The 15,612-nt window shown below is 66.1% G+C and carries 14 protein-coding genes and 1 pseudogene; 6 read left to right on the forward strand and 9 right to left on the reverse strand.

All coding sequences use genetic code 11. The features are described from left to right. Positions 1-41: 41 nt before the first annotated feature. On the reverse strand, positions 42-737 hold the full coding sequence (locus BLW14_RS18540; protein WP_093710777.1) for a DUF6308 family protein: 696 nt from the start codon (positions 735-737) through the stop codon (positions 42-44). Between the two features lie 87 nt (positions 738-824). Here BLW14_RS18540 and BLW14_RS18545 point away from each other — a divergent pair, with 87 nt between their 5' ends. The 5 genes from BLW14_RS18545 (at position 825) to BLW14_RS18565 (ending at position 3,015) form a co-directional block, all read left to right on the forward strand. Then, positions 825-1,238 carry a GNAT family N-acetyltransferase gene (locus BLW14_RS18545; RefSeq protein ID WP_093708364.1) on the forward strand — a complete coding sequence of 138 codons (414 nt, stop codon included), beginning with the start codon at positions 825-827 and terminating at the stop codon, positions 1,236-1,238. A gap of 90 nt (positions 1,239-1,328) precedes the next feature. Further along, entirely contained in the window at positions 1,329-1,619 is a 291-nt protein-coding gene (locus BLW14_RS18550; protein WP_093708365.1) for a winged helix-turn-helix domain-containing protein, read from the forward strand. Positions 1,620-2,019: 400 nt separating this feature from the next. After that, positions 2,020-2,388, forward strand: a complete 369-nt coding sequence (locus tag BLW14_RS18555) for a type II toxin-antitoxin system RelE/ParE family toxin (RefSeq protein ID WP_177154021.1) — start codon at positions 2,020-2,022, stop codon at positions 2,386-2,388. Next, positions 2,388-2,711 (forward strand): helix-turn-helix domain-containing protein, encoded by a 324-nt coding sequence (locus tag BLW14_RS18560; RefSeq protein ID WP_093708367.1) that lies wholly within the window; start codon positions 2,388-2,390, stop codon positions 2,709-2,711. The genes BLW14_RS18555 and BLW14_RS18560 overlap by 1 nt, the downstream gene beginning before the upstream one ends. A 28-nt stretch (positions 2,712-2,739) precedes the next feature. Beyond that, on the forward strand, positions 2,740-3,015 hold the full coding sequence (locus BLW14_RS18565) for a prevent-host-death family protein (protein ID WP_093708368.1): 276 nt from the start codon (positions 2,740-2,742) through the stop codon (positions 3,013-3,015). 721 nt (positions 3,016-3,736) lie between these two features. Here BLW14_RS18565 and BLW14_RS18570 read toward each other — a convergent pair. The 8 genes and pseudogenes from BLW14_RS18570 to BLW14_RS18605 all read right to left on the reverse strand — a co-directional run bounded on the left by BLW14_RS18570 (position 3,737) and on the right by BLW14_RS18605 (position 15,460). Then, positions 3,737-4,477: a M48 family metallopeptidase gene (locus tag BLW14_RS18570; protein ID WP_093708369.1), complete on the reverse strand. Its 741-nt coding sequence runs from the start codon at positions 4,475-4,477 to the stop codon at positions 3,737-3,739. A 6-nt stretch (positions 4,478-4,483) separates the two neighbouring features. Beyond that, positions 4,484-7,861 (reverse strand): type I restriction endonuclease subunit R, encoded by a 3,378-nt coding sequence (locus BLW14_RS18575; protein WP_093708370.1) that lies wholly within the window; start codon positions 7,859-7,861, stop codon positions 4,484-4,486. 82 nt (positions 7,862-7,943) lie between these two features. Then, positions 7,944-8,783 carry a restriction endonuclease subunit S gene (locus tag BLW14_RS18580; RefSeq protein WP_177154022.1) on the reverse strand — a complete coding sequence of 280 codons (840 nt, stop codon included), beginning with the start codon at positions 8,781-8,783 and terminating at the stop codon, positions 7,944-7,946. A 190-nt stretch (positions 8,784-8,973) separates the two neighbouring features. Beyond that, positions 8,974-9,791, reverse strand: a protein-coding gene (locus BLW14_RS18585; RefSeq protein ID WP_093710523.1) for an IS5 family transposase whose coding sequence is annotated in 2 segments (ribosomal slippage) — positions 8,974-9,449 and positions 9,449-9,791 — 819 coding nt in all. Because the reading frame shifts where the segments join, the coding sequence is not laid out codon by codon here. 185 nt (positions 9,792-9,976) lie between these two features. After that, a complete protein-coding gene (locus BLW14_RS18590) occupies positions 9,977-12,457 on the reverse strand; it encodes a type I restriction-modification system subunit M (protein WP_093708372.1) in 2,481 nt (826 codons plus the stop codon). Positions 12,458-12,527: 70 nt separating this feature from the next. Beyond that, positions 12,528-13,199, reverse strand: coding sequence for a restriction endonuclease subunit S (locus BLW14_RS18595; protein WP_143052014.1), 672 nt, complete (start codon positions 13,197-13,199; stop codon positions 12,528-12,530). Then, a complete protein-coding gene (locus BLW14_RS18600; protein WP_143052015.1) occupies positions 13,199-13,852 on the reverse strand; it encodes a hypothetical protein in 654 nt (217 codons plus the stop codon). Before BLW14_RS18600 ends, BLW14_RS18595 begins: the two co-directional genes overlap by 1 nt. A 453-nt stretch (positions 13,853-14,305) precedes the next feature. After that, positions 14,306-15,460, reverse strand: a pseudogene (locus BLW14_RS18605) (serine hydrolase domain-containing protein). Between BLW14_RS18605 and BLW14_RS35200 the strand changes: the two are divergent. Next, positions 15,365-15,601: a hypothetical protein gene (locus tag BLW14_RS35200; RefSeq protein ID WP_256333042.1), complete on the forward strand. Its 237-nt coding sequence runs from the start codon at positions 15,365-15,367 to the stop codon at positions 15,599-15,601. The pseudogene BLW14_RS18605 and the gene BLW14_RS35200 overlap by 96 nt on opposite strands. Positions 15,602-15,612: the final 11 nt, after the last annotated feature.

Genomic DNA, 15,612 nt, shown 5'->3' on the forward strand with positions numbered 1-15,612 from the left:
GAGCGCCTGCGCTTTTCCCGGGGCTGTTGGTCGTCCGGGCCTCACGGCTCCCGGGTCTTCCGACTGCCCAGCGTCCACGCGACGACATCCAGAACGCGCAGCACGCTCACGTCGTCCGGGACACATTCCTTCAGGACCTTCCAGGTATCCGGCTGCTCGTCCAGGTCGTGTGCCATGGCCTCGCCGAGGAGCGGGAAGAACTGTGCCCAGGTGCGCCGCGACGAGTGCTGGATCGGATACGGGATGCCGGGCCCGCAGTAACAGGCATAGACCCGGCTGTCGTACAGCGGCAGGAACAGCGGACGCTTACGGTGCATGATCTTCAGCAGAGTCGTCCCGCCCACCCCACGCAGCAGGGCCGGGTGGTCGAGCAGATCACCGAGGCGACGCAGCGGCTCCGCGTGCCTGCCGGAAGCCGCCGCATCCTGCAGTGTGAGCCGTGGAGGAATCGCGGCGAGCACGGCCTCAAGGTCCGGTCGCACCGCTTGCAGGTTCAGAAAGGAGTGCAGCTTGGGAGCCACGTGCAGCAGCACCGATGCCAGCAGGTCCCCGTCGTTCAGCTCGTTCGGCTCGCTCCCGGTTTCCATCCGGTCGTAGGCCGGAAACGCATACGGCCTGCCCTTCGCAACGGCCGCGGCCGCCCGGTTCGCCTCGGCATCGAAGTACTCCCGCACCCACTGAACCGCCTGCTGGACGCCCGCATCACATCCACCGACGCGCAGGGTCTCACTGCTCATGTTCCCCTCCCGGCAACGCCGTTGTGGCAGGCACAAGCTACCGGGCGGCCCCTTTCCGGTCGACGCCCAACCGGCGAGACTGCCGCAATGATCACTCACATCGCGAGCGATGACCTGCCCCTCCTGGACCGAGCGGCCCGCCAGTTCAGAGGAGTGGCCGCCGGCGCTACGTTCATCGAGTCCCCGGCCGTGATGGCTTACGTGGCAAGCGAGGGTGACGAGATCCTGGGATGGTGTTGGGGCTATCGGCTGGTACGGCCCGATGGATCCATGATGCTCTACGTCCACGGCCTGGATGTGGCGGAGGCCCACCGCCGACGGGGGATCGGGCGTTGTCTTCTGACGGCATTCATGGCGGCGGGCAAGGCGGCCGGGGCCGCAACGATGTTCGTCTTCACGGCAGAGGCAAATGTGGCTGCGCGATCCCTCTACGAGTCGATGGGAGGCGGCCCGCCGGCCCAGGGCCCGTCGGTGAACTACTGGTTCCTGCTCGACTCGTGAAGGCCGTTCTAGGTACAGCGGACCGGCAGCGGGCCGGGGAGGGAGTCTCGACGGAGTGCGCCAACCCACTTTCCATGATGGAGCCTGATCATGAGCGGCTTCGACGAAGTGATCCATCCGGTGCACAGGCTGCAGATCTGCAGCATGCTCGCCGCGGTCGAGTCGCTGGAGTTCTCCGTGCTTCGTGACGCCCTCGGGGTGAGCGACTCCGTACTCAGCAAGCAGGTGAAGGTGCTTCAGGCGGCCGGTTACGCAGAGGTCACCAAGGTGCCCATGAATTCCCGGCCCCGTACCTGGCCCGCCCTCACACCGGCCGGTCGTGAAGCTCTCGCCGGACATCTGGCGGAGTTGCGCCGCATCGCCGCGCTGGCACAGCCGTAGGCGGGGTCGCAGATGCGGACACGGCTTCACCCCCGGGCCCGATGCCCGGAACGCCGGCATCCGGCACGGCAACACCTCGACCCGCGCGTCCAGCTCCCGCGTACGCCGCCGCGCCTCGGCCTCACGCTGCTCCCGATATGCCGCCTTCCGCTCCCGCTGACTTCGCGAGAGCTTCCGCCGACAGGCCCACCGGTCCCGGTCCTGATTCGCAGGCATCATCCGTCCAAGCCCTCCCCACCGGGACGGCACGCGTGCGTACGCACGGCGAGCAATGGTCTCGTGACCATCAGTGACGTACGCCGACTCATCGGCATGGTCGAGGCGCAGCAGAGCTGAGACCCGGCGGGGCGTATCTCCGTCGGCTTGCGGTATGTATTCCGGGGTATATACCGTTGATTGCATGGCGGAGCGGTGGCAGATCGAGATCGAGTCCGAGGTGCGGGATTGGCTGGAGTTGCTTCCCTTCGGCCTGTACCGGCGAGTCGAGGACAAGACAGACCGACTGCTGGATGAGCCGACGACTCTTGGTGAGCCGTATTCCCGGCACCTTGGTGGCAAACTGCGTGAGCTCCGCTTCGAACTGGACGGCGAAGCCGTACGTATCCCGTACTGGCTCGCGCCCGGGCAGCGGATTGTCCTGCTGACGGTCTTCCGGAAGACGAAGATGCGGGAGACGGCGGAAGTGGAGCGCGCGCATCAAGCCCAGAAGGTGTGCGAGGCCGAACACGGCCACGCCCAGGACACGTACGAGCGGCGCAAGGAGAGCTGATGAATCACAGCACGTGGAGAACGCGCCGAGCCCGACAGCTCGCGGGCGAGACAGCCGAGTACGACCAGGAGTACGTCGACGCCCGCTTGGCCGGAGACCTGGGGCAGGCGGTCTATGACCGCCGCATCGAGCTCGGCCTCTCCCAGGCGGAGCTGGCCGAGCGGGCGAATATGACCCAGCCCCAGGTTTCCCGGATGGAGGGCGGCGACACCGTGCCGACGCTCCCGCTGCTGCGACGCCTGGCCAAGGCCCTCAACGGCACGCTGAACCTGACCATCGACGAAGGCGATTCCCACGTCACCTTCACCCCGCACGCCGCGTGAGCCGCTGGGGACCGAGGCCGACAGGACCATGCCGGCGGTCGATACCCAGCTTCATGTACGCAGCCACCTCGCCGACGACATCGATCGCGCCCGTCGGGAGAGCACCCTGACGATCGTCATCCGGAGCGGCAAGCAGAAAGCTGTTGAGATGGACATCCAGGAGTATCAGCGCCTGCGGCGGATCGTCGAACAGGCCGAAGAGATATGGCTCACCCGGTTGGCCGACGAAGCCGAGTCGGAAGGCAAGGAAAAGTCGGTCTCGTTCGAAGAGATGGCGGTCTTGCTCCGCACTCACGACGGCTGACCCATGGGGCACGTCACGCAATAACGGCCGGCCCATCGTGTGGGACCTGCCGGCGAAAGGCCCTCTATGCCGCCCCTGAGCCCCGCTTCCCGCTGGCGATGGGCTGATTACCTCGAGTCGGCGCCCCGCACGACACCGCTTTAGGAGTTCGACCGGAGGTGCCTGAGCACCCTAACGGACTCCACTGCGGCTGCCGCCCCGGGCTCTCCACGGCCGCCGTTGTACGCCGCCGTTGATGTCAGACGTGGATGTCAAAGAGCACCCCTCAACGTTGAGGGGTGCTCTTTCCCTTGTGCCCCCGGCAGGATTCGAACCTGCGACACCCGCTTTAGGAGTGGGATCGAATCCTTGCCGGGGGGTGGCCGGTGCTGCCTGCCGGTGCTGTTTCCCCTGGTCAGAACCCCCAGGCTGAGCCCTTTGACCCGGCTCATGCCGCCCTGTATCAGGCCGTCCGCTCACGCGTCGCTCACGCGATGTCGGCTGCTGAGCAGCGCGTGGGTCAGTTCTGGCTGAGGTCGATTTCCACGAAGAAGGGTGCCGCTGCCTTGAGGATGACGGTGGACACGTCTCCGTCCCAGTAGGTCTTCGTCGCGGGGTCGAGAAGGTGCGGCCGAACTTCAGCTCGGCTGCCAGGGCCTGTACGCGGGCTTCGAGCTCCTCGCGCGTGGCCTCAGAGGCGGGGCCGGGGCGAGGTCGCGATCCCTGCTAAACGCGTTCTCTTTCAGACGGGTGGACGGGAGAGGGTTACCTCTTCGGGAAGCCACACGCCGGCCCCCCACCCTTCCAACCGATCCCGCCGGACTTCGTAGTCGGGAAGAGCTCGGGCCACCATCCGCCAGAAGTTGGGCGAGTGGTTCGGCTCATGCAAGTGCGCCAGCTCATGCACCAACACGTAGTCCACGAGTGCGGCGGGAAGTTGCATGACCGCCCAGTGGATGTTGAGCGCGCCCCGGTCCGAGCAGGATCCCCAGCGGTAGCCGAGGGGACGCACCAGCAGATCCGCTGGCGGAGCCTCGAGGCAATCTGCCCATGGGCCAATACGCTGGGGAAGCCATTGCCTCCCCCGCTCCGCGTACCAGGCCACCAGCGCCTCGCTAGCTGAGTCCTTACAGTTCCGTCGCAGCCTGAGCCTGCCTTCCACCAGGGCTACCGGGCGAGGCGTTTCGTCGACGGTCTTGAGCCGGTAACTGCGCCCCAGGTAGTAGAAGCCCTCGCCATCGACGAACCGGCGGCGCGGGCGCTGCTCCACATCCGCCTCACGGCCGCGGACTTTGCTGTAGAGCCAGGGCAGGCGGGTGCGGATGAGACTTTCGAGGGTCTCACGGTCCGCGCCGGGCGGCACGGCCGCGACGATCCGCGCATCTCGTTCCACCGTGACCCGGACGCTCGTGCGTCCGGGTACCGGGTGGATGTCGATGACCAGACCGCCCACTTGCAGCGGTTTGGCCGGGGTGTCGGGCATGGAGGGTTACAGGTCCTTCTTGTTGTGCTGGATGATCTCCCGCACCGCAGGCGCGAGACTGTCGGCAGCAGGATGGGTGCGGTCGTTGACGGCGAAGAGCATCCAAATATCGCTCTGCAGATCATGCAGCGCGGCCGTGTTGGAGAACAGGTCCTTCCGCGCGGTGTGCCGCACAGCAACAGCCCGCACTTCGCGCGCAAGCCCGAGCAGGTCAAGGCGTACCTCGTCGGCGATGACCCCGTCCGTGACAACGGTGGTCAGCTGCTGGTACACGGCCTGCTCGAGCTTGCTGAGACTGCGTACGTCCTCAGGCAGACCCGAGCCACGCCCCTCGGTCACATCCTGCGCCTCCTGGGAGAGCGCCTCGAACGCATCGAGTTGCTGGGCCCAGTCCTCGGCGTACTTCTTGAGGATTTCCTCCAGGCGTTCACGGAGCCTGTTGTAGGCGACGGGATTCTCCTGGAAGTGGAGTTCGATGTGGTTGCGCACGGCGTGCGCCATCATCGACGCCTTGGCGCGGGAACTCGGCAGCTGTTCGACCTTGGTGCGGAAGTCGTCGGAGGTGAGCCGGGTGGGCTCTATCGCGCGTTCCACGCCAAGCGCCTTGACGTGCTCGTCGATCAGCTCGGCTACCCGCTCGCCGTACGCGGACGGGTCGAAGCCGACCTCCTCCTCGCTGAACCGCTGTTTGGCCACCTGGGCGATGAACCCGAAGAGCTTGGCTGGCCGCTGATAGCGGCGCGTGGCTTCGCGTGGCAGGAGGAGATCGAAGGTGTTCAGGAAGTCCCGAAGGAGCTTGTGGTAGGCGATGCGCCGCTCCTCGTCCTCCAGGGTGTCCACCAACCGGTGTACGGCGGCAGTGTCGGCGGGGTCGATGAGCTCCCGGGTGAGACCGAGATGGTGGCGGAGCGCGTCGTACTGGTCCTCAAGCTTGTTCTCCTCCACTTCGATCTTGATGGTCCCGCCCTCGGCTTCGTCGGAGGCATAGGCGGCCATTGCTTCGAGGAGGGCCCTGGACACGCCCGCATAGTCGACGACGAAACCGGCCTGCTTCTTCTCCCCGTAGGTGCGGTTGACACGGGCGACGGCCTGGAGGAGCTCGGCCTCGCGCATCCGACGGTCCAGGTACATGACCTGTTCGATGGGGGCATCGAAGCCGGTGAGCAGCATGGTCCGGACGATGAGGACAGCTACCGGCCTGGGGGATTCAGGGGTCAGGTCAGCGGGGTCGGGGAAAGGGCTGCGGAAAGCCGTAACAGCGTTCTCCTGGGCGTTCCCGTCGGACCAGGACGTCCACGTCGGGTCGTCCTCGGAGTCGGGGGAGATCACCGGCACGAAGTCGATGGCCTTGAGCAGGGTGAGCTGCTTGTGGGCAGAGACGAGCAGTCGCTGCTTGGGGGTACGCTCCTCCGCCGGGGTGTCCTGGGCCCTGGCGAGAGTGCGAGCCGGGGGTGTAGCGGCCTTCTCCACTTCGGCGACCAGTTCGTCGCGCGCGTCGCACAGAGCCTCCCTGTAACGGACCGCGATGCCGCGTGAGTAAGCAACGACCTGGGCCTTGAAGCCCTCCTTCATAGCCCCCTCGACGTAGTGGCGCAGCATGTGGCGCGCCTTGCGCCGGATCATGTCATCGGCGTTGAGGACGGCCGAGGACTTCGCATACCGCTTCTGGAGTTCGTCGTACTGGTCATCGGTGAGTTCTTCGAACTCCTCCTGGAACACCTCGTCCAGGGCCTCGCCCTCGTTCACCGCGCCCTTGGCGATGTGGCCCTCGTAGTAGATCGGCACGATGGCGCCGTCGTCCTCGGCGTCCTTGAGGCGGTAGGTGTCGATGAACTCGCCGAAGGTCGTGGTGGTGAGCTTGCGGTGGTTCATGATGATAGGGGTGCCGGTGAAGCCGATCCGGGCTGCGTTGGGCAGGGACTCCATGAGGTTCTGGTGGAGAGCGGAGCCGTGCGATCGGTGTGCTTCGTCGACCATGATGAGGATGCCGTCGCGGTCGTTGATCAGGCCCCAGCCGGGGGTGCCCTGGTGGGCGAGGGAGTCTGCGGCGTTCTGCCGGGCCTTCTCCGCGTCCTGCTGCTTCTGGATCATGACAAAAACCAGGCCGGCGTTCTCCAGCCCGAGGACCTTCGGCACCTTGGACGCGCGAGTGACGATGTCCGGTTTCTCGCCCGCGAGCACGGCCGTCTCGGCGAGCTGCTTCTGGAGCTGCTTGCGGTCAGTGACCACGACGACCTTGAAGTGGCCCAGCCCGGGCGTGGAGCGCAGCTTGCGGACCAGGAACACCATGGTCAGCGACTTGCCCGAGCCCTGGGTGTGCCAGATGATGCCGCCGCGCTTGTCCTCCTTGCCATGCACCTGCTTGGTCTCGCCCGTCCGCAACCGCTCGATCGCCTTGTAGACGGCCCGGTACTGCTGGTAGCGCGGGCCGATCTTCACCCGCGCGGTTCGGCCTTCGGCGACCTCGACGTCCTTGAAGACGACGAAGTTTCGAACGATGTCGAGCAGGTGGTGGGGGTGCAGCACCCCCGCGGCGAGGACCTTCTGTGCGGTGGCGAAGGCGTCGTCCTTGTCGTACGTCGTCTTGGCCACCCGCTTCGTGCTGAGCGGGTGCGTGTCCCCGACGAGCGGGTGTGCCTGCCGCCAGACCACGTAGTCCTGGGGCCGCGAGGTGAACGTGCCCAGCAGGGCGGTGTCCCCCGTGGTCGCGACCGTCAACTGCACCGTGCGGAACAGCTGTTCGCTGCCCTCCGGAGTGGTCGACACCCGCTTCTGGTTGGCGTATCGGCGCAGCTGCTGGATCGCCTTGTGGGCATCGCCTTGCCCGGCTTTGAGCTTCTTGCACTCGATGACGACCAACGGGATGCCGTTCACGAATAGCACCAGGTCGGCGATGAGCTTCTTGGGCTTGCCGTGATCGTCCCGTGCACCGGGGATCGTCATCGGGAACTGTGAGACGACGAGAAAGTCGTTGTTCGCCGGCGTCTCCCAGTCGATGAACCGCACTTTCTGCGCCCGCCCGCCGTTCCAGCCGTCCACGCCGGGGACGGCGACGCCCTCGACCAGCGCCTCGGTCGCCGCCTCGTTGGCGGCGATGAGCCCGCCGCCGGGCGTGCCGCCCTTGCTGAGCGCGGAGATCGCGACGGCCGCACGGGCGTCGTCCAGCCACGCTGCCCCGTCCGGCATCCGGTTCAGCTGGTCCAGCCGACGCCGAAGTATTCCGGTGAGCAGCGCGCTGTCCGTCCCTTGCCGGACGTACGGCTCGTCGCCGGGCGCCTGCAACTCCGTCCCCTGATTCCCCACCGCATGCCGCCAGCCCATGGTGTGGTGGGTGAGTTGCGCGATCAGTGGGGCTTCGACGTACTTGTACTCGGGGCCGGACATCGGGAGCGCGGTCTCCTTCGGTGAGCGGTACGTGGGGGACGGGCGGGGGCGGACGGCGGGGCGGAGTGTCGGCGCAGTGGGGCTACGCGGAGGCGGGGACGCGGACCTTGCCGGTGAGTAGGTCGTCCATGAGGGCCTTTTTCAAGGTCTTGAGCTTGACGACCTCCTGGCTGATCTGACGGCTCGCGTCTCTGACTTCTCTCACAGCCGTCATGGCTCGATGCTGCGCGTCCTCGCTCGGAATCGGAAACAACATCGCCCCGAAGCGGTCGCCGCCAAGGTGAGCGATGCTCGTAGTCTTCTTGGCGATATCAGCGAAAGCCCCTGTGTCGAGCCAGTGCTTGAATACAAGCCTGGCGAATTCCGGCAGCACCGTCATGGTCCGAAAACGAACCAAAGTGTTTTGAAAAAACATCCCCGACGGGCCATCGTACAGAGCGGACCGTCCCACCAGCTCGAGACTTTGCCCCTCGTTAAGCAGGATGTCGCCAGGCTGGAGTTCATACCGCTCCTGTTCGACCGGATTGAAATTCATACTCATTACATCCGAGTAATCGATGAACCCATCGAACACGTTTGCCACTCGCAAGTATGGGCGCATGAACTCACCCTCAGAGTGTTCGGGGGAGCGCTGCCGCCCCAGCCTCACCTCTCCGGCTTCCTTGACCGGCCGCCATACTGTCGCAGGATCTGCCCGAACTACATCCATTGCCTGGAGGAGCGTTCCGCGGAACACTTTGGAAAGCTTGGAGACCTCGGCGCCAGCCCGCCGGATCTGTGCCCCGACCTCGTCGAGGATCTCGGTGATCCGCCGCTGTTCCGCCAGTGGCGGGAGGTCAACCGCGATCTTCTTGAATTCGCTGTACTTCAGATTCCACGTGTCACTGACGAGCCCTTGTGAGCGGTTCATGAACTTTGCCACGAGCCTCGGCTCCTTCATAAGGAACCCGAGAAATTTGCCGTCAACGTGTCCGGCCGGCTCACACACTGTGTACGCGGGACTGACGATTCCGCCTACAGGAGCGACTCCAGATACCCCCTGCCACATGCGCATTGTGTTGTAGACAACATCGCCAGGATGAACATCCAAGTACAGCGACTTAGACCGTGTCCTATGTGGTGAGTCGAGCGAGTCGTTTGTAGCAGCAGAGGGTGGCGGCGAGGCCGAGAAAGGCCAGGTAGTTGCGGGGATGGCGTTCGTAGCGGTGGTTGAGTCTGCGGTAGCCGGTCAGCCAGGACATGGTCCGCTCGATGACCCATCGGCGGCGCCCTAAGCGTTCGCTGGGCTCGATGCCCTTGCGGGCGATGCGCACGCCGATGTGCTTGCCCCATAGCCATTTCCGCAGGTGGGGGACATCGTATGCCTTGTCCGCGTGGAGACGCTGGGGCTTGAAGTAGCGGCCGCGGTGGGGGTCGTGTCTCGTTTGGTGACCCATGATCATGGGCTTCAGCGCGAGGCTGTCGTGGGTGTTGGCCGCGGTGAGACCGACGAGGAGGGGCAGTCCGTTCGCGTCCGACAGGACGTGCATCTTGGAACCCGACTTGCCCCGGTCCACGGGGCTCGGACCTGTGAGTTCGCCCCCTTTTTGGCCCTGACATGGGCGGAGTCGAGGACGGCCCGGGACAGGTCGAGCAGGCCGGCGTCGTCCAGGCGGTGCAGGATCTCCTCGTGCAGCCGGCCCCACACACCTGCCCGCGACCAGATCAGGAACCTGCGGTGAGCCGTCGACTTCGATATCCCGAAGCACGGCGGCAACGCCCGCCAGGCGCATCCGCTGACCAGTACGTAGATGATCGCGGCGAACAGCGTCTCATCAGGCGTGTCCTGCGTCCCGCCGCCCTGCGGCCGCACCTTCGACGGCGGGATCAGCGGCTCCGCGATCTCCCACAGCCCGTCCGGAACAATCCAACTCCACGTACCCCGGCCCATGACGAGTCCAACGAACCAACCCCACATAGGACACGGTCTTATCCGTACTCGACGAGTCCCGACGCCCACTCTCGCTCTGCGGGATCACACCTCGGTCAGCAGTCACCGACAGCAGTGTGGTCACCGCGTGTGCTCGCTCGGAACGCAACCTGAGGACGTCGCCCAAGGCAACCCTCTCCCACCCCTCACGCATAACCCAGCTCCTTCAGATACCCCCGCAGTCGCTTGGCTGAGGCCTCGCGTTTCTGCTCCAGGTCCGCCAAAGGCACCGCATACTTCTCGCCCCAGTTACGGAAGGCGTCTACCAGCCCGCGTCGGTCGACGGTGACGAAGCGGGTCATGCGGGCGTAGAGGTCCGCGTTCAGGAATCCGAGAACGACTCCCTGCGCCTGCATGGGGGTCAGCTGCTCCGCCGCGCTATGCAGCTCACTCACGAACGATGCCTTGATGGTGGCGAGTTCGACCTTCGCCTCCCGCTGCCTCTTCTTCAGCGCCGTTAGTTCCTTGGGGGGCAGGACCTGGGGCAGGTCGAGCTCTGCCTCGTCGTCGTCCTCCCCCTCTCCCTCGCCTGCCTTAGATGTCTTCTTCGGCGGGGAGCCCGCCTTCACTTCTGCGTCCAGCTTCGCGACCAGCGCCTCCGCCGTCTCCAGCTGCTTCACATATGCCGGGATCAGCTCCGGGACCAGCCGGTGCTCGCGGGCCTTGCGCATCGCTGCCCGGTAGCGGGCCTTGGTCTTTGCGTCGGCCTTGGCCGAGGGCTCCTCGAAGGCCGAGGCGATGCTGCGGACCCAGCCGTCGATCAAGCCTTTGAAGTTTTTCGCCATCAGCACGTCGAGGTCGTTCTTGGCGTCGAACCACCATGCGGCGACCGCACCCGCCAACTGGTGCCTGTCCAGCACGCCCACGGGCTTCAGTGCCGCCACGAAGGTAGTGAGCAGCTCCTCACGCGTCTGCGACTTCTGCTGATGCACGGGCAGCTTCGCGAGCTGCTCCCGGTGTTCGCCCCACCATGTGTGGAACGCCCGTCCGAGGACGACTTCTCGTTCCTGAGCGAGCCCGGGGATTTGCGCCGCCGTCGCGTTGTATCCCTCCCCCAGGAAATCGAGGTAGTCCGGATCACCGTCCCGTGGCCGGAAGAGCGCTCCCTCGGGCTCGATGCCGAATGCCTCGAACTGTGCCCTGCGTGCCGCGACCTCACTTCTGGGCACGCCTCCGTACAGGTGCGCCCGCACGTCCTGCGGCTCGGGCGGGGGCGTGTTGTCCACGTAGCGGCGGATGTTGAGGTTGTAGTCGTTCTTCGCCAGCTCGGCGAACTCCACTACCCGAGCGAACCCGGGGATCTCCTTCCAGCCTTCGTACGCCGAGACGATCTTCTCCGCGTGCTGGGCCTCCAGCAGGTTCTGCGTGCGCCCGGCGGTGATTTCCCGGTCGGCGTTGATGAAGAGCACTCCGTCGCGCCGCCCCTCCGGTACGCCGTCACGGCCGCGCAGGACGAGGATGCACGCCGGGATTCCGGTGCCGTAGAAGACGTTGGGGCCGATGCCGATGACGGCCTCCAAGCGTCCCTCTTCGATGATCTGCTTGCGGATCTTCTGCTCTTCTCCGCCCCGGAACAGCACCCCGTGCGGCATGACGGAGGCTGCGATGCCGTCCGCTTCCAGCACGGCCAGTACGTGCTGGATGAACATGAGGTCGGCCTTCTTGCCCGACTCGGGAGTCCAGCCGTACCCCATGCGCTCGGCGAATTTCATCCCTGTCCGCTGGTAGTTCTGCGCGAACGGCGGGTTGGTGAGGATGCGGTCGAAGCGCTGGAGCTGTCCGCCTTGTACGTGTTGCGGGTCGGCGAGGGTGTCGCCGTGGTGGATGACGCCGTCGGCGACGCCGTGCATCAGCAGGTTCATCCGGGCCATGGCCCAGGCGCTGCCGTTGTCCTCCTGTCCGTAGACCGACAGGTGTGACTCGTCACCGCCGTGGTCCTGTACGTACTCCTTGGCGAGGATCAGCATGCCGGCCGAACCGCAGCACGGGTCGTAGACGGACATGCCCGGCTGCGGCTTGACCAGCTGGTTCATCATGCGGATGACGGAGCGCGGTGTGTAGAACTGGCCACCCTTCTTGCCGCCCTCGTCGGCGAACTCGCCGATCAGGTACTCGTAGGCGTGCCCCAGGAGGTCGGGGAACTCGAAGTCGTCGTTGCTGAGCCGGTACTCACTGAAGTGGTCGATGAGCTGCTGGATGACCGGCTTGGTCAGCTTGGTGTTACCACCGCGGGACTCGGTGAAGCTGATGTAGGAGAGGACCCCGTCGAGTGCTTGGACGTTGTGGTTCTCCAGCTGGGCCAGCGCCACGTTCAGCGCCTCGGCCGGTTCGGTCCGGGATTTACCGACGATCGTGGACCAGCGGGACTCCTGCGGGACGTAGAACTCGTGCGCCTTGTAGGCGCCACGGGCCTCGGAGATCCGCTCGGCCTGCTCCTGGTTCTTCCCTTCCTCGACGAGTCTCTTGACCAGTGCGGCCTGTGCCACGTCGAACTGGTCCGAGGCGCGCTTCAGGAAAAGCATTCCGAAGATGTAGTCCTGGTACTGCGCCGCATCCATCTTGCCGCGCAGGATGTCCGCGGCCGCGTACAGATGCCGTTCCAACTGCGGCAGCGTGAGCTGTGCCACTCGGGTCTCCTCTTACTTCACGTCCCACAGGGCATGCGTCCTGTGACAACTGGCCCAGGTTATGGTCTGGCTACGACATCCGGTTCGTACGGCGGGTTCTGGGGGCCCTGCGTTCGGGCAGCGCACCGGCCGGCCGTGAGAGGGGTGTGCCCGGGAACTCGTCCCCCAGCATCTGCGTGAACAACCCCTGCCTGACGGCATCGAGGCGCGCCAGTATGCGGTGCTGGATCTCCATCTGCAGTCCCACTTCACTCAGCGCGCCGGCCATCAGCCGCTGTTCGCGCAGATCGGGCAGCACCACCGGCAGTCCTTTCAGTGAACCCGCTGTGAGGACCGGCACCGTGCCCACCTGGGCGCGGGACAGCAGCTCGTCGACCACGGGTGGATGCGCCAAGTAGGCGGCCAGATAGACAGGGTCGACACGGCTGGCGTCCGGGCGGATCCGGATGCAGGAAGAGTGGTAGATCCAGTTCCTGGCTCTTTCGTCGACCAGTGCGATCCGACCGACCCCGCCCAGTCGGACCAGTACCAGGTCGCTTGCGCGCAGGTGATAGCGCTCCAGGCCGCTGACAGTACTCGGCAGCCGCCGCAGAGTGTGAGTGTCGATCCGCCGGGCACTGGTGATGTCCGCAGGGGTTACCACCGGCGTCCCGTTTGCCTCGACCGAAAGTTCGGTGAAGAGGTCACTGGAGGGACTGGGGGTCACCTGGCAAAGGTCACCCAACGGGAGGGCTTTCGGCATCACGACTCACATCCCTGGCGCTGAGCGCACACCCCGGGCCGGTTCGCCAGCAGGGCCGGCAAGGCGGTGTCTGCCGCATCGACGCGGCGGGCTACGGCCTCGGAGACGTACCCGATGGCGGTCAGTACGGATCTGCGGTCGGCCGCGAGGTCGCGGCCACCGATGCGGTCTTGGTGCGCCACCTTGTTGCGAAGCACCCGCAGATGGTCCAGGCGGGCGTGAAGAGGTGCGCGCCGACCCCGGTAGCCGGGAAACCCGGCGCTGATGGGACGCCACAGCTGGGTCTCGTAGTCAGCGCCGCGCCCCAGCAACGCGACCCAGAACCCGAGCGTCATCTCACGCTGCACGGCCGTGGGTGTCAGTGGAGCGCAGGCTCGGGACAGCTTGCGCTTCGCCTCCGCGATCTTCTCCTCGGTGCCGTAGGTAAGCCGCAGCCGAGGGGCGCTCCACCAGTCCTCCTGCCCGTAGTACGTCGACAGCCGAACAGAGATGGTGTAGCGCAGTACACCCTCCAGATGCCGGAGTGCCTCGTACATCGCCTTGGAGACGTTGGTCTCCCAGTCGGACCACGCCAGGGACTGACGGCATAATGCCGAGCAGAGTGCCCCGGAGTCGGCGTACCGCCCGGCATCGAGCATCTTGATCAAGTCCATCTCGTCAGCAGTGGCGCACGGCACAGCGACCCCCCGAGGGTCCGTATTGCACAACTTAGGGAATGGGCACTAGGATGACCGGCGTAAGCCCCGGTGTGTGCCTCTGCTCGCAAGCGCCCCGGGGCATAGTTATGTCCCGGAAAGCGCGCTTTAAGCGAACTGTGCGTCATGACCCGAACACGAGCCAGACGCTAACACGATCGCTGGCCGACTTCCAGTGTATGTAGTTACACGACGACGCGGGCGGGTCTTGGGCATCGGGGAGAATGTCGGCGCAGGACTCGCTGTGGCGGTCACCTGGTGCTGCTGCTCGTGAGCAATCAGACCGCCCTGTGAACCAGGAACCTGGCCTCGCCTGCGGTCATCCGGCCGGGCCCACTGCCCCCGCTCCCAAGACATGCGACACCCGCGAGGTGCTGAGCTGGAGTTGGGGGACGGGGATGCGATTTCGGACTACGTCAGCGACTCTCGCACCGCGTTCACCAGCGAAACCGCACGCACATCGTCGGTACCTCCGATGACGCGGTTCATCGCGTAACCGAAGGCAACGACGTGTCCCGGATCGGCGAAAGCGAGCGATCCCCCGCGTCCGGTGTGACCGAAGGCGTTCGGCCCGGTCATGCGGGTCGCCTCAGTGGGCAGCATGTATCCGGAGCCGAATCGGCTCGGGGTCAGCATCACCTGGTCCCTCCTGTCAGCCTGCTCCGCAGTGGCAGCCGCCACCGCCTCCGGGGTGAGCAGGCGCACGCCGTCCACCTCGCCGATCAGCGCCGCGTACATCCGCGCCAGCGCGTGCGCGGTGCCGATGCCGTTCGAGGACGGGAGCTCGGCGGCCTGTACCTCCGGTGAGTCGAAGTCGATCTCGGCCGGGTCGGTGACCGCGAAGGCTCGGTTGCCGAGTGAGTTCGGGTCGCGCCAGGCGGCGACCTGTTCGCGGAGCTCCTCGGGGATGGAGTTGGCTGGCACAGTGGTGAGGTCGACGGGTGGGCGCCTGTACACCATGCGGCTGACTCGATCGCGTTCCGCCGCCGGCAGCCCGATGTAGAAGTCCAGCCCGAGGGGCGCCGCGATCTCGTCGGCGAAGAAGCGGCCCGGGGAGCGGCCGGACACCCGGCGGATCACCTCGCCGACCAGCCAGCCCCATGTCCTGCCGTGGTAACCGTGTGCCGTTCCCGGTGTCCACTGGGGGCGCTGGGCGGCCAGTGCCGCCGTCATGGGATACCAAGCCAGCGCTTCTTGAAGAGGCACGGCCTGATCCAGCGCGACGAGGCCGGCCTGGTGGGACAGGAGCCAGCGCACCGGGATGTCCGCCTTGCCGTTCGCGGCGAACTCGGGCCAGTATTCGGCCACCGGGGCGTCCAGGTCCAGGAGGCCGCGTTCGGCCAGCATGTGTGCGGCGGTCGCGGTCGCGCCCTTGGTCGCCGAGTAGACCAGTTGCAGCGTGTCGCGCGTCTACGGGCGACCGGTTCCGGGGTCGGCGATGCCACCCCACAGGTCCACCACCGGCCGACCGTGCTGGTACACGCACACGGCAGCGCCGAGGTCACCGTGCTGCGAGAAGTTCGCCGCGAACGCCTGGCGCACCGGCTCGAATCCGGGCGCCCCGATCGCCTCGACGAGGTCTCGAAGAAGATGCACAAGCGTCGCGCCAAGCAGCTGGCCAAGGCGAAGGCCAAGCTTGAGAAGGCGGAGCGGAGGGCACGCGAGGCGGCCGAGGCGGTGGCCACCCTGGAGGAGTCCGCGGCGTGATCTGTGTGCTG

It is taken from the genome of Streptomyces sp. 2131.1 (genome assembly GCF_900105515.1).
Lineage (GTDB): Bacteria > Actinomycetota > Actinomycetes > Streptomycetales > Streptomycetaceae > Streptomyces > Streptomyces drozdowiczii.

Bases quoted from the DNA above. Each gene is read 5' to 3' on its own strand.
- BLW14_RS18540 (WP_093710777.1), bottom strand. From the start codon at position 737: ATGAGCAGTGAGACCCTGCGCGTCGGTGGATGTGATGCGGGCGTCCAG.
- BLW14_RS18545 (WP_093708364.1), top strand. From the start codon at position 825: ATGATCACTCACATCGCGAGCGATGACCTGCCCCTCCTGGACCGAGCG.
- BLW14_RS18550 (WP_093708365.1), top strand. From the start codon at position 1,329: ATGAGCGGCTTCGACGAAGTGATCCATCCGGTGCACAGGCTGCAGATC.
- BLW14_RS18555 (WP_177154021.1), top strand. From the start codon at position 2,020: ATGGCGGAGCGGTGGCAGATCGAGATCGAGTCCGAGGTGCGGGATTGG.
- BLW14_RS18560 (WP_093708367.1), top strand. From the start codon at position 2,388: ATGAATCACAGCACGTGGAGAACGCGCCGAGCCCGACAGCTCGCGGGC.
- BLW14_RS18565 (WP_093708368.1), top strand. From the start codon at position 2,740: ATGCCGGCGGTCGATACCCAGCTTCATGTACGCAGCCACCTCGCCGAC.
- BLW14_RS18570 (WP_093708369.1), bottom strand. From the start codon at position 4,477: ATGCCCGACACCCCGGCCAAACCGCTGCAAGTGGGCGGTCTGGTCATC.
- BLW14_RS18575 (WP_093708370.1), bottom strand. From the start codon at position 7,861: ATGTCCGGCCCCGAGTACAAGTACGTCGAAGCCCCACTGATCGCGCAA.
- BLW14_RS18595 (WP_143052014.1), bottom strand. From the start codon at position 13,199: ATGCCGAAAGCCCTCCCGTTGGGTGACCTTTGCCAGGTGACCCCCAGT.
- BLW14_RS18600 (WP_143052015.1), bottom strand. From the start codon at position 13,852: ATGGACTTGATCAAGATGCTCGATGCCGGGCGGTACGCCGACTCCGGG.